The organism is Enterobacter sp. PL_is511 (genome assembly GCF_055816065.1).
The window spans coordinates 1523273-1537239 of the sequence record NZ_JBVPGP010000024.1; the positions used below are offsets into that span (position 1 = coordinate 1523273).

The following is a 13967-nucleotide window of genomic DNA, read 5'->3' on the forward strand; positions in this document are numbered from 1 at the left end:
CCAGTGTCTGAGGGTCAGTCGTCCAGTAACCGGAGTTCTGTTCCAAGCTTTATTGCATGTCTGGCATTATTCACACCGAGTTTTTTCATTATATTGCCCATATGGAATTTAACGGTGCGTTCAGCAATAGATAAAATAACAGAAATTTCTGCATAGGTTTTTCCGGCGCTGACCCATTTGAGGATTTGTCGCTCACGTGGCGACAAGAACACATTCTTTTTCTGCTGATGCTGACTATACAGATTGAGTGTCTTCTGATGTAACTGAACAAGGAAGCGTAGAAATTGCGGCCGATATTTTTCTATGTCAATACCAGAATGCTTAGGACTGATGACGGATAAGACAACAAGATTATTCAGATAGTCATGTAGAGGAAAAGTCTGCCCCTGGTATATATCATACTGAACGCTTTCGTCGAAAATGCGTGTCAGGTTATAACCATCCGACAGGACGACATCGCTTTCCCAGAAAAAGTCTTCAACACAGCGCAAAGCCCGAATAATGACAGGGTCAATGAACTGATATTTTCTTTCAAGGTAGATATTAAACCACTCAGGACTGTTATTGAGTATCCTCATCTGTGAAGGATCTTTCTTGTTCATAATAGCGTAGGCAAAGACGATCCCTTTGAAGTCCTCAAAAAACGCGTCCAGCTCACTCTGAATTAGCGTATTGATCGTTATGTCGTTGTAATATGTATCCTTCACGTGAGTTGCTGCCTCCTGTTCGAGTGGAGGAGCAAGTATAATATGCTTCGTTATCTGTAGCGAGTCGCATTTTAATCCAATCAACAGATAAGACAGGCTACCTCTGCAGGCAGCCTTGTGAACGTTTGGCATTTTTGAATGGTAAATGCAGATGACTCAGGGAAATGTTTATGATTTTATCGAATTTCGAAATCGTTCACTAAATATAGTAGGCTGCAAAATTTAGGAGGTTTCCCGCATTCCATCCGCGTAACGGACAAGCGCACCAACTCATGCGCCTTCAAATCAGGATTCAAACCAGTAGGTTAAAGAATACCTTTAAGGGCCACATGATAAAGCAGCATGATGGTTTTCCCGTCGACGATTTTTCCCGTCTCAATGCCGCGTAATGCCTCTTCAAGCGTCATTTCCAGCACGTCGATATCTTCTCCTTCCGCCTTGATCCCACCGCCAGCGCCGGTTCTGTCTCTCGGCTGGTACTCGGCAAGGTAAAAATAGAGCTTTTCCGTAACGGAGCCCGGGCTCATATAGGCTTCGAAAATTTTCTGCACGCGTGAAACGTGAAATCCGGTCTCTTCTTCCGCTTCTGCTTTGATGCGGCTCTCGGGATCCATGTTGTCCAGCAACCCTGCAGCGGCTTCAATGAGATTGTCCTCATGGCCGTTGATAAAGACGGGGAAGCGGAACTGGCGAGTCAGGATCACCGTCTTTTTATCACGGTTGTAGAGCAAAATCGTCGCGCCGTTGCCACGGTCATAGACTTCCCGCTGCTGCCGCTGCCATTCGCCATCACGTCGCTGCAGGTCGAAGGTATATTTTTTAAGGACGTACCAGTTATCTGACAGTGTTTCACTGTTAATGATGCGCACATCTGCACGTTTCGATTGCACGTTTGTTCCTCCTTACGTAGAGTAATTATCATAAACAGCATTATCGTGCATTTACAAGATAAAACATGCAATTTCAGGAATTCATGATGCTCACCAGTCAACGAAAACAATTGATCCTCGAAAAGCTCGGCGCCGAAGGTCAGGTCCAGTCAAAAGCGCTCAGCATTCTCTTTGACGTCTCTGAAGACACCATCCGGCGCGATCTGCGCGAGCTGGCGGCAGAAGGGCGCTTGCAGCGGGTTCACGGTGGCGCGCTGCCGTCATCTTCCGCAATTGCTCCGTTTGCTGAACGGCAATCCGTGAAAATGGATGCGAAAAAAAGAGTGGCCCGCAAAGGCGCGCAGCTGATTTCATCAGGCCAGGTGGTGATCGTCGATGGTGGTACGACAACGTCGGAGCTGATTACGTTTCTCCCTCCCGAGCTTCGTATCACTGTGGTGACGCACAGCCCGAGCATTGCCCTGGGGCTTGTCGATCATCCGTCCATTGAGGTGATTCTGATCGGCGGTCGCTTGTATAAACACTCTATCGTTGCGGTCGGCGCTGCGGCCATCGAAGGCATCGAAAATATTCATGCAGACCTGTTCTTTATGGGCGTGACCGGGATCCATCCTGAAGCTGGATTAACGACCGGTGATTTCGAAGAGGCGTGCATCAAACGTGCATTTTCCGGCAGAGCCGCGGAGACTGTTGTTCTGGCTTCTCCGGAAAAGATCAACACAGCGTCTTCGTTTGTGATTGGTGATGTGTCATCGGTGAATACCATCGTCGTGGAAGACAATACCGCTAAGGACTGGATCCGCGCAGTATCAGAAAAGGGGGTATCCGTCGTGTTAACCTCAGATCGTGATACTGTCTGACAGCCAGCCTGAGAGCATAGCCTGGCTGTCGGTTTTCCTTAAGCCTCAGGAATGTCCTCAAGCGCGGTATAAACCCTGAGGCCGTATTTTCTGGCGACCTCAATGTCCATATCGGCACCTTTAGATGCACCGGCGATACGATAAATTGCATCGCATTTAGCTATGAGCCGGTGAGCAACGGGGTAGAGCATCGCTTCGCTGATTTCATCACCAACGGTTTTCGAGCCCGCGGCCTTTGCCAACGGCAAAGCAAGCCATTCACCTATGATCGGAATGTGACCACGCTGGTAAACGGCTAATGCTGCGCTTTCGAGACGCGCCAGATTCTCATCAATGCGCGCCTGAACGCCGTCGGTTCCGCTGCGGTAGGGGCCGGCAATTAGAATCAACTGTTGTGTCATAAATACCTCTGTCAGTGTTATTGCATGAAGTTGCACGATTACAGCCCATACCTTACGGGATTAATGTGGCTTAATGAAGCACTTTCGTGCATAAGCGTGCAAATAGACGCATGACAGATATTTAATGACATCTGACGCTACAGACTTTGCGGCGCATGGCACACCGCCTCGATATTATGACCATCAGGCGAGATGACAAACGCGGCATAGTAATTTTCACCGTATGACCTCAACCCCGGCCCGCCGTTATCACGTCCGCCGGCGCGCAGTGCAGCATGGTAAAAATCATCAACCTGCTGACGCGTATTGGCCACAAACGCCAGATGCAGAGGCGCGGGTTTGTCATTTGTATGGAAAAGGCAAAGTGAAACATCGCCGGAACTCATTTCTACACCATACTCCGGCGTGCCTTCATCGATGAGTTCTACACCAAGCGGGCGAAGCGCCTCGAGGAAGAAGGTTTTACTTTTTTCATAATCGCTGACGCCGAATTTCACATGATCAAACATTATCGACTCCTGAAAAGAGATAGAGAAATGAAGAGTATAGGAGGTGAGTGGAGTCGAAGATGATCAAAGGCGTGTCAATGTGACTGATATCTCGCTACATAACAGACCGTTTACGTCCAACAAACGTCCAGCGCAGATAGTCGTAAAGCCAGTTAAACAGCATCGTGTATGGCAGGAAAAACAGTACAAGACCAATCTCAACAAAAAATGCCTCAGTCATTGTAAGATTCAGCATAATCATCGCGACAGGCATTAAGGTTATGATGAGTCCCGCTTCAAAACCTACCGCATGGATCGCACGAATGAGAAATGTTCTTTCAAACTGGTATTTTTTCTGCAGGGAATCAAAGAGCTTATTAAAAATAAAATTCCAGACCGTTGCGGTAAGTGCGGATATGACGGACAACGTGCCTGACTGAAGTACAGACACATTCATCAGCCAGGCAAGTGACAGGGCGATAATAACGTTGGCCGTCACCTCAAAAATGACAGCATGGAAGATTCTCTCTTTAACACTTTTATTTAATTCAATTTCCATTTGATTAGGGCTGCGTTTTTCAAAAGCTTAAGTATATCAGACATCTTTCAACTCTTTCTAAACAGCAGGTTATGTTAAATACAGCCCAAACCAACTAATGTGGAATGTACGGCCTCATTAAGAGGGGTCTGCGGTTCGTGACCTAAAAAGGCAATCAGTTTTGAATTATCCATCTCTATTGTCTGCTCCCAAAGATAGCGCATCTCCCGCATTTCATGCAGCGTAGCGTTAAAGGGACTCATCGCAGAGATAAGCCACCAGGGAAACGACTTCACCTTCGCCGTAATACCGGCACGCTCCGCGACGTGCTTTATGGCGGCGGTCATCGCTGTCCCATCAGGATCCCAATGCCCGCGCATATGGAAACTGGCAAACGGTTCGAGCTCATCCCGACGCGCCAACAGTGCTGCGAGCGTTTCGGCGACATCCGGCAGATAAGCCCACTGGTGGCCTGCGCCGGTTTTGCCGGGGTTTTTAATGACCCGCGGTGGATGCCCCGGTTTGACCAGTCCCTGTGAAAACCAGTTGTTGCCAGCATGGGGACCAAAAAAGTCTCCAGCCCGCAAAATCAGCACCTTTCCGCCACGCTGTGCATAGGCTGCGAGTTGCTGCTCCATTTGCACGCGTATGGCGCCTTTTCGGGTAACCGGATTCTGAGGGGAATCCTCGCGTAAGAGGGGAAAAGCATCCGGACCGTAGTTATAAATCGTGCCCGGCAGAACGATTAATGCGCCGTTTTTCTCCGCTGCGCTGATGGTGTTATGCAGCATGGGCAAAACGAGCTGTTCCCAGTTTCGATAACCCGGCGGGTTAACGGCATGGACAATCACGCTGCATTCTGACGCCGCCGCCTCAACCTGTTCAGCATTCAGTGCATCTCCGCTTATCCACGAAATGCTATTGTTGCGATCGGCATTTTGCGGAGTGCAGCGGCGCAATGCACGCACATCCCATTCGTCCCGGATCAATTTACGGGCTATTTCGCCACCGATCCCACCCGTTGCGCCCAGTATTAGTACCTTATTTATGCTTTTCATCGTCTGACCCTTATTGGATATCTGCTTGACATCTTAATGACCGCACGGGCTAAATGTAATTGCATAATATAAGCCAGCAGGTATGCATTTTTGTATGAAGCTAAATATCCCGTGGGAATGGTATCGCACATTTTTGGCCGTGATGAGGGAAGGGTCTCTGTCAGGGGCCGCACGCAGGCTTGCCATTACCCAGCCAACCGCCGGACGTCATATTGCAGCACTGGAATCGGCCCTCGGCCTTGTTTTATTTACACGTTCACAGACAGGATTGCAGGCCACGGACGCAGCCGTCGAGCTGAAGGGCCATGCACAAGCGATGGAAAATACGGCCATGATGATTGAGCGGTCGGCTGCCAGCTTCAGCTCCGGCGCAGCCGGATTACGAGGCGTGGTGCGCGTTGCCGCCAGTGAAATCATCGGCACTGAGGTTCTGCCTCCAGTGATTGCACAAATAAAGGAGGCATACCCGCAAATAACCGTTGAACTGGTTCTGTCTAATCGCGTTCAGGATTTACTGAACCGGGAAGCGGATATTGCTGTGCGAATGACCACACCGGTGCAGGAGCAACTGATTGCTCGTCGGATGGGCAGGATTGAAATAGGTCTGCATGCCGCGCCAGCCTATGTGTCACGACATGGAGCACCGGAAAGTATTGATGCGTTATTCACCCATACGCTTGTGGGTTTCGATAATATGACGCCCTTTATTTTACAAGCACTTAAACAGTACCCACAGCTAAACCGCGAGCTGTTTACCGTGCGAACCGACAGCGATATTGCACAATTAAACCTCATACGTGCCGGAGCAGGTATCGGTATGTGCCAGGTGCATCTGGCCGATTTTTCTCCGCCGTTACAGAGGATAATGCCTGATTTCTTTGCATTTCATCTCGACACCTGGCTGGTGATGCATGAAGATTTACGCCACAGCCAGGCCTGTAAAACGGTGTTTGATTTTCTTGCAGAGGGTTTACAGGCTTATATCAACAGGAAAAACGGTAAGTAAACCTGGGAAGAACAGTACCGTTAAGCCGGCATGCGCTGGACGCGCTGTGAGATAGCCGGCGAAGACGCTTTCAGAAGCCAGGCCAACGATGTCCGCAAAATGCCAGATTTTCCCTGATTCCATATAGGTGCGCATAATGTATATTATGTTAAATATGGTGGGTTTGTTCTTAGGTTCATGAGTTCCTCTCTTTCAGGAACTTACCGATGAATCAGTCAGTTGCCAAAGTTTAGTTGTGGACTTACGATGACTTCATAACGCAAAAATTACGGGGCATCCGCTAAGTTCATGGCATATTCCATCTTACATTTATCGAGGAACAACCAGAGAACTCATCTCATAGTTGATGATGTGACTACCCTACCGGTCATGTTCGCCACAATTTATGGAATGAATGAACTGAGCAAGAAACATCTGGGGACTCAAGAAAACATTCTGTGTTCGCTGCGCTTCTTTTACGTCTATTACTTTAAGAAGCACAAACGAACATTTGACTACGATTTCTATCGGTCTGTCTACAATATCTCCTGTTTTATCAGGGAGCTTGATGGCTTCTTTACTTACCTGCTCGGGAAGCAGCACCTGAGTGACAGACCGACATAATCTCTACCGGGTTTTTACATTCTGCACTCTCCAGAACCAACAAGTCCACCTATGGTAACCACGTCAGAAACGTTGGCCGATTCCTTAAGTATCTCAACTATCGATATATGAATCTGGCATACCAGGATATGTCACCTGTTGAAGCTCACCAGATTAACCAGGCGAACCACAGAGATCTCGCTGACAGAATTAAGGTCTTCAACAGAGTTGAAGTATCCAGGAACGAACCCGCACACCGATACAAAAGTATCACCAGTCAGCAAAGTGTCGAACTAACGAACATGTTAATCCCCTCCACTCCTGAATTTTCAGATATCGAGACCGGCGAATTATTCACGGCTGTGGTTAATCCCCAAAATCCATTCGATTCAGGATTTCAACAATACCGTAACTACCTTATCCACCGGTTAATGTTTAACTATGGCTTACGTTGTTGGTGAAGTTCAATTGTTGTTGAAGGATTGCGTGGGGTCAACCCTTCCAGACTCACGAGGTAACATTCGTTTCATCCTGATTGTACAAAATCTACCAGATGATGTAGTTGATCCAAGGAAACAACAACCTTCACTCAAGACTGAGCATTCACAGCGACAAATCGAACTGACCGAAGATGACTTCATTATGTTTACCATTTATATGGAGCAATATCGGTCCCCATTATTTGAAGAGAAAAAAATTGATGACCATGAATTTGTTTTTATTAAAGGCTCAGGTAGGTTAACTCCATTAACTTACGATGCAATTCGAACATTTTATAAGCAAAAGCATGCTTAAAGCATGCCATCGTGGCGTTGACCTTTAGTCGCAACTACATTGATGCTGCTCTTGCCGTGCAAGGCTGGAACATAACTTCAGCGAAGTAATGTTCTCTGAAACCCGCCTTCAAGCTCTAGAATTCAATGACGCGCAGTTGCTTAAAGATGTAAAAATAAATGAAAACTATGACTGGGAAAGTTGTGCCGGTTACAAAGTCGCAAGGGTCAGGAATAAAATAAATAGCCCGCTCAGTCTATGCCGTGCGGACTATTTTCCTCTTCTAATATAAAATCATGCTGTTAAACATGAACTAGTCAGCACTGAACCAGGCAGCACTGTCCGCTTTGTGTCAAAAAATAAGCTTCTGTCTGAGCCGGTATAAATACCGACTGACCGACGCAGAACGTCATCTCTTCACCGTATGTATCGCGCAACGTAGTGTAGCCTTCAAGCACTAGTAAAATTTGCGCGCTAAAGACTTCAATTCTGTGTTGCTGGCAGTTTTCTATTACAGAGAAACGGAAATCCTCTACGGGAACATGATAATGGCTTTCATTTCCAGCAATATCAGGAACAAGCTTTAAGTTATGTTCATGAGTCTCACTAAAAGCCGTACAGTTAACTAATTCAGATAAATTTATTTTTTTCGGTGTTAATCCTGCGCGCAAAACGTTATCAGAGCACGCCATCACTTCTACGGCGGTTCCGTAAACGTAGGCGTGCAGGGTACCGGCCCGCAAAAACATCGCTTCGCCAGGCTCAAGCGTTATGCAGTGTAAAAACAACGGTGCGAGGACGCCGATATCCCCCGGATAGTCCCGCTGCAAGCGGATGAGGAATTCCTGTAAATGGACAAAGGCCCCAGCCTGAAGGCTCTCATCCAACTGCCGCAGAACAGTGTGTTTCTCCTGTGGTGCAAGCTGCATCAGGCCGACAAAAAAGTTTTTAAGCCCCTCATTATTAAGGTTATGGCGAAAATCAATCAGCGCAGGCATGAGTTCAGGCGAGCTGAGACGCAGAAAATGATTCACAATCTCCTGATAGGGACGAAAACCGTTCATCGCCATAAAAGGCGTGATTGCATAGACCAACTCGGGTTTATGATTTGCGTCGTTATAATCTTCCCCAGCTCGATTTCCCTGCCTGGCGTAGCCCTCTACCGCCTGGCGTTTATCGGGATGGACCTGGAGCGAAAGCGCGCTTTCTGCAGACAGTATCTTCAGTAAGAACGGAAGTCCTGAAAATTTTTCCATCGTCCGTTCCCCTAAAACGGTGCCGGGGGATTTTGCGATCGCGTCCTGTAATGAAACCGTGTTCGCGCCAACTTCAATTTCAGAACACCCTGCCGGATGCGCCCCCATCCAGATTTCAGCCTGAGGCTGCTCATCCGGATTCGGCACGCCAAACAGCGTATTCAGAGCCGTCCGGCTGCCCCAGGCATAATTTTTTACGCCATTTCTCATGCGATAGAACGAGGCCATTATTTGTTGCCCTTTATAAATGCCCCGGGCGTAAATCCGTTAGAGGCAGCAAGTTGAGCGAACCAAATAGCGTTGCGCTTTATCTGTCGCTCTCCGGTTTCCAGATCCAGTCGCCAGAAACCGTAACGACGTTTAAAGCTATTTATCCAAGACCAGTTATCAATAAATGTCCACTGGTGTACGCCAAAGCAGTTCGCCCCCTCGCTGATGGCGCGATGGAGCTGTTGGAGGTGTTCTTCCATTAATTCGATGCGGAAAGTGTCATCAATAAACCCATCAGCCAGCACCGGACCTTCTGACTGGATATCCATGGCGATACCGATTTCAGCCAGATACCATTTCATATTGTCGTAATTATCGCGGATGTTGCAGGCAATATCGTAAATCGCTTCGGGGTAAATCTCGTTATTATCGCGATACGGATTGAAGCGCCCTTCGGGATCGCTGTAGTTCTCGAAGTAATACTCTGGCGTGAAGTAATCAAGCTCATAGGGGCATTCGCGCGCTTTAACCCGACGCGGAACATAGTAGTTAACCCCCAGGAAATCTACCCTCGAACGCGTTATCAGATCGACATCAGCTTTCTTTATTTCTGGCAAGCAATCATGGGCTGCGAGTACTTCACATAATTCCTTCGGGAATTCATGCTTCACCAGCGGATCAAGGAAACTGCGATTAAAGAACAGGTCGGCATACCACGCTGCTTTTTTATCCTCGTCGCTGTTGTTTCGGGTGTACGAGGGGGTCAGGTTAAGCACCACGCCAATTTCGCCAGGCAGGTCAAGTTCTCGGTATATGTGCACCGCTTTTGCATGCGCCAGCATAATGTTAAATGCAACCTGCGCCGCCAGCTTGCCATCTTTTTTACAAGGATAATGGAAATCATAAAGATAGCCGCCTTCAACAGGTACTATCGGCTCATTAAAGGTGATCCAGTATTTGACCTTATGACCAAATAGCTCAAATGCCGTGCGGGCAAACCGTGCGAAAAGATCCGTCACATGGGGTGATTCAAAACCGCCATACTGCTTTTGCAAAATCTCCGGCATATCGAAATGATAAAGATTAATCATTGGCTCAATGCCGCTGGCGATCATCTCATCTAAGTAGTTGTTGTAAAACCGGACGGCTTCTGCGTTTGGGGCGCCAGTTTCATAATCATCAATCAACCGTGACCACTGAATGGATGTACGAAACGAGTTAAATCCCGTTTGCTTCATCAGCGCAACGTCCTCTTTATATTTGCTGTAGGTTTCACATACTTTCTGCGGACCAATCTGCTGGAAAAAGCGGTTGGGCTGTTCTGCATACCAGCTATCCCAGATAGAACGGTGCGGCTTATGCGCTATGCCTTCCGTCTGAGGACCCGACGCCGCTGCGCCCCAAAAAAAATCTTCCGGAAATTGATACCGATTCATAATGCCTCCTGAATGATAAAAAGCTGCCCCAGAAGGGCAGCCAAATAACTACTCTGCAGTAACTTCAATTGATTGGATGAACATATATCCCCAGTCGCCGGCGAACTTTCCAAAACTGATGGTATTTGCCCCCTCTCTGAGCGAAACAGGAACGACTATGGTCTGGCCCTTCTCATCCGTTTGCGGAAACTCAATGCTGACTGGCGTCCCATCGTTCACGATGACCGAGTTTTTCTTGCTTCCCCATTTGCCGTTAAATTTCACATGTAGGGCGAATTTACCGTCCCAGGGAGCGTTAACCTGCCAGCTCACGCTGTCTCCGTCATGAGCGAAAGGACCGAGAAAACCGTCTTCTCCGATGGCTAAGGTCTCTTTTTCACTTTTAGTTGAGGTAAGTGTTCCCTTGCTAACATCAAGAGTCCCGCTGCCAAAGCGGCAATAATCTGCCGGTACAGGCCTCACAGCGGGCTTCACGCTGACATTTATCGTTTTGCTGCTTTCCAGCAACCCGTCATCAACAGTAAAGGTCAATGCATAGTCACCCGGCGCAGAGAACCAGACTCGGGTTTCCTCTTTGCTGCTGTCACAGAAGTGCACGTTATTCTTACCGTTATGACTCCACGCTACGCTGACTTTCGTGTCAGGCAGATTGTCATCCTGCCAGGCCGCATTGAGTTGAACGCCTTTATCGACAGTGGTGGAAAGCATGTCCTGCAGAGTGATAACCGGTGGAAGGTTTTTCTGCATATGCTTCAGGCGAATTACGTTTGAAGGTGCTGACTGACCACTTTCATTCTTAGCGATTACCCGATAGTAGTAAGTCTGGCCGAGCGTCAGGCTGCGATAGTCATCGCGGAAAAGACTCATTTTTGACGGGTTCCATTCATTTTTGCCGTCGGAGATGTCCTTTCCTACGCGTGTCCATGGCCCCTGTGGCTGTGCCGCTCTTTCTACGTCGTAATAACGCCCAACGGGTGACCCCATCCAGTTAATGGCAAAGGGGGAATCGCTCTCGCGCAACCTCGGTGCTTCCGGTACCGGCAGAGCTGGCGCCTTGCTCAGACCAGCCATTTGTGCCGCGGCGGTTCGTACCAGATTGACAACCTCCATCTCCTGGTTCGCTTTCCCCTCATCCGGGAAGCCAGGCAGATGGTAGCTATAGTGCCCGGTATACTCTTTGTGCCAGTAAAAACCGCCATCATGCCGATGACCGCGAAAACCCCAGATAAAGCCACCTGCAGCCTGAGCACCATTGACCTCGGAATGGACAATGGACTGCATGATAGCGTTCAGGTCTTTTTGATCGAGCAGACCGAATTCGCCGACCAGATACACTTTTTTGCCGCCTATCGCCGCAAGATCTTTACGCACCTGCTCGGGATGATTGTTATTGGCATTGGTGTAATAGTGATTGCTGATGATGTCGACGTTCGGATCGCTGAGCGCAAAATCATTCACCTTTTTATAAGTCCCATCGACGATAAGCTGATGGGGTGCCCATTTACGGATCCAGGCTGATGTCTGATGAAGAAAATCGGCGTTAGTGTCCTCCAGTTCATTACCCGTTTCCCACGCCATAATCGCCTTTTCATCGTAGTAGTGGCGTCCCGTAATGGTGTTAGTCCGGGTTATTACCTGACGAATCACGTCCAGATAAGCCTGGAAGGTTTTACTGTCCGTCCGATAAAAATCCTCAGGTTTTTCATGATAAAATGCGGCAAGCTGTTCTCTCCCACCCCACCACCACCAGTGATCGATAAACGGTAGAATCAGGCGAAGCCCCTGCTTATCCGCTTCAGCAATCATGTTGTCATAAACTTTCATTGCCGCTTCATTCAACCGCGGCATGCCGTCAGGCGTTTCCGGTGACAGGATATGCGTTTCACGTCCGCAGGCCGCGTCGTTTTCCTGCTGAACGGATAGCACATACACGCGCTGTGCTTTAGCACCCGTTTGTACCAGGGCTTTAATCCAGTTTTCTTGCTCTTCAGCAGTAGGCCATTTGAAATATTGCCCCCACCCGCGCGGATCCGCTTTGCAGGTCCCTCTTGCGTCATCCTCTATACGATGCAGCTCCGGAGCGTGGATCCCGGCAAAGCGAAAGAGCCGATCGCCGTCTTTTAACGCAGCACCATCACGAGTAATAAAATGTTCAAAATGGGATTGTTCCGCCGCCAGCGCACCCGCGCTTCCCAGCGCGGACAGTAAGGAGACGATCAGAAGTTTTCGAATCGGGAAAGCCATCTCTTATCTCCTCAGAACCAGACTTCAGCCTGTACACCAAAATTCAGCGTATCGGTATCCCCGCTGCGAGAGTATCCCCCCGGGCTAAGGGTACCGGTGCTCCAGTCGTAATTTCTGTCCATCGCATCCGAGACGCCTTTATCCCATTTTGCGTACGTGGCAAAGAAGCGCAGCTGTGGACGACTCCAGAATCCGGAATCAAAGGTGAGCGTCGGCGCAATGGTCACTTTGGTCAGGCCACCCTTCCCTTTGCCGTTTACCCCCATGTAGTTTTTATCATCCAGATATTCGTAACCCACTTCATATTGCATGGCGAAATTCTTCGTTATCTGATGATACGGCCGGATACCCGCGACCCACATGGAGCGTCCCCAGCCGTCATCATCGCTGGTCCACCAACGGTAGTTTTTGTCTTTCTGATAAAACGCAAAGGTCGAAACTTCTACTTCGCCCAGGCTGGCCATACCATCCAAAATCACGCGCCAGGACTGGGTGTCATCTAAGTTTGCCCAACCCCAGCCGTTTTTACCCAGCGAGTCAGCGGCAGCGAGCCCTTTGCCGTACTGGAAAACAATGCGGGAATAGCCACCTGTCAGCCCATAAAAACTGTCGACGTTATACAGCGCCGTCACGCCATAACCTTTTTCAGCAGAAGTGGGATGGTTTTCGTTGCGGTTCATATGGTGGCCAATAAGCTCAACATCCAGCCCGGTGCCGCCGATTTTTTTAAACCAGAGGTTAAGCGAGTAATCGTCAGGGTATCCCTGATCCCCCAGAGCCACGGGATAGGCTTTGGCTTCATCCGTTGTTGAAAACGCATAAACGCCGGCGTCAAAGCGCGCAAAGCCTAAATCCAGGTTATCAAACCCGCCCCCCGTTCCGTTGTACTGAATATACTCCCAGTCGAACTGGTGGCTGGAAAGATTGGAGCTGCTGTAACGTTTACCCGCCCAGAAAGTCATATCCGGCGCAAAATCGAGATTTGATAACTCAGCAAAACCTTCACGGAACTGGGTTTCTTTACCGTCATCGTCGGTACAGTTCCAGTCTGCGGTACATTTTGTTTGATGCGTCAGGTTGGCCTGAACACGGGCGACTGCGCCTGTGTCTGATTTCAGCGTGACCGTCGGGATAAGCTCAATCTTGGTATCTTCTTCGTTCCCCAGACGCCATTTCCCGTCGGGCATCAGTCCCACTGAATCCACCCGGTTTCCGTCACTGTTGGCGAGGATCCCTGAGCGCAAATAGCCGTGGAGTGCAAAATCATATTTCTCATCGGCGCTGGCATAGCCGCTGATGACAGTGAGGGTAATCAAGGACAGAGGTATTGATTTAATTAACGTTTGCATAGGTTCCCTTTGAATTTTTATTTTCACGGTTAAACGTGCAGGGGAAATGTAAGGATCAAAAATGGAAATGTACATCCATTAACGGAAAGCGCTTTCCGTCTTTGCCGGATTGAATCACAAATTTGAGATATTTGAGAATATTTTTGTGATTAAGGTCACGAATTAAGC

The 13967-nt window shown here is 48.6% G+C and carries 13 protein-coding genes; 3 read left to right on the plus strand and 10 right to left on the minus strand.

Annotated elements, in window-relative coordinates; translation table 11 throughout:
- Positions 1–14 precede the first annotated feature (14 nt).
- Positions 15–707 carry a helix-turn-helix transcriptional regulator gene (locus tag AC0TN7_RS22875; protein WP_024908481.1) on the minus strand — a complete coding sequence of 231 codons (693 nt, stop codon included), beginning with the start codon at positions 705–707 and terminating at the stop codon, positions 15–17.
- Positions 708–1012: 305 nt separating this feature from the next.
- Positions 1013–1597 carry an NUDIX hydrolase gene (locus AC0TN7_RS22880; RefSeq protein WP_024908482.1) on the minus strand — a complete coding sequence of 195 codons (585 nt, stop codon included), beginning with the start codon at positions 1595–1597 and terminating at the stop codon, positions 1013–1015.
- An 86-nt stretch (positions 1598–1683) separates the two neighbouring features.
- Here AC0TN7_RS22880 and AC0TN7_RS22885 point away from each other — a divergent pair, with 86 nt between their 5' ends.
- Complete coding sequence (locus AC0TN7_RS22885; RefSeq protein WP_267215202.1) at positions 1684–2457, plus strand: DeoR/GlpR family DNA-binding transcription regulator; 774 nt, start codon at positions 1684–1686, stop codon at positions 2455–2457.
- Positions 2458–2495: 38 nt separating this feature from the next.
- Here AC0TN7_RS22885 and AC0TN7_RS22890 read toward each other — a convergent pair whose 3' ends face one another.
- From AC0TN7_RS22890 to AC0TN7_RS22905, 4 genes are all read right to left on the minus strand, one after another.
- Positions 2496–2858, minus strand: a complete 363-nt coding sequence (locus AC0TN7_RS22890; RefSeq protein WP_024908484.1) for a TIR domain-containing protein — start codon at positions 2856–2858, stop codon at positions 2496–2498.
- A gap of 137 nt (positions 2859–2995) precedes the next feature.
- Positions 2996–3367: a VOC family protein gene (locus AC0TN7_RS22895; protein ID WP_024908485.1), complete on the minus strand. Its 372-nt coding sequence runs from the start codon at positions 3365–3367 to the stop codon at positions 2996–2998.
- A gap of 94 nt (positions 3368–3461) precedes the next feature.
- Positions 3462–3905, minus strand: a complete 444-nt coding sequence (locus tag AC0TN7_RS22900; RefSeq protein WP_024908486.1) for a PACE efflux transporter — start codon at positions 3903–3905, stop codon at positions 3462–3464.
- 74 nt (positions 3906–3979) lie between these two features.
- Positions 3980–4942 carry an NAD-dependent epimerase/dehydratase family protein gene (locus tag AC0TN7_RS22905; protein WP_248164575.1) on the minus strand — a complete coding sequence of 321 codons (963 nt, stop codon included), beginning with the start codon at positions 4940–4942 and terminating at the stop codon, positions 3980–3982.
- Between the two features lie 94 nt (positions 4943–5036).
- Here AC0TN7_RS22905 and AC0TN7_RS22910 point away from each other — a divergent pair, with 94 nt between their 5' ends.
- Positions 5037–5948, plus strand: coding sequence for a LysR family transcriptional regulator (locus AC0TN7_RS22910; RefSeq protein ID WP_048991626.1), 912 nt, complete (start codon positions 5037–5039; stop codon positions 5946–5948).
- Between the two features lie 1023 nt (positions 5949–6971).
- The gene (locus AC0TN7_RS22915; RefSeq protein WP_473702487.1) at positions 6972–7325 is read left to right on the plus strand and encodes a hypothetical protein; all 354 of its coding nucleotides are present in this window, start codon (positions 6972–6974) and stop codon (positions 7323–7325) included.
- 296 nt (positions 7326–7621) lie between these two features.
- Here the strand turns inward: AC0TN7_RS22915 and manA are convergent, their stop codons facing one another.
- Genes manA through AC0TN7_RS22935 form a run of 4 tightly spaced genes read right to left on the minus strand, consistent with a single transcriptional unit; the run spans position 7622 to position 13799 of the window.
- Positions 7622–8788 (minus strand): mannose-6-phosphate isomerase, class I, encoded by a 1167-nt coding sequence (manA, locus tag AC0TN7_RS22920; RefSeq protein ID WP_228483847.1) that lies wholly within the window; start codon positions 8786–8788, stop codon positions 7622–7624.
- The gene (locus tag AC0TN7_RS22925; protein WP_473702488.1) at positions 8788–10206 is read right to left on the minus strand and encodes a glycoside hydrolase family 1 protein; all 1419 of its coding nucleotides are present in this window, start codon (positions 10204–10206) and stop codon (positions 8788–8790) included. The genes manA and AC0TN7_RS22925 overlap by 1 nt, the downstream gene beginning before the upstream one ends.
- A 48-nt stretch (positions 10207–10254) precedes the next feature.
- The gene (locus tag AC0TN7_RS22930; protein ID WP_024908493.1) at positions 10255–12450 is read right to left on the minus strand and encodes a CBM35 domain-containing protein; all 2196 of its coding nucleotides are present in this window, start codon (positions 12448–12450) and stop codon (positions 10255–10257) included.
- 11 nt (positions 12451–12461) lie between these two features.
- Positions 12462–13799: a maltoporin gene (locus AC0TN7_RS22935; RefSeq protein ID WP_024908494.1), complete on the minus strand. Its 1338-nt coding sequence runs from the start codon at positions 13797–13799 to the stop codon at positions 12462–12464.
- Between the last annotated feature and the right edge of the window lie 168 nt (positions 13800–13967).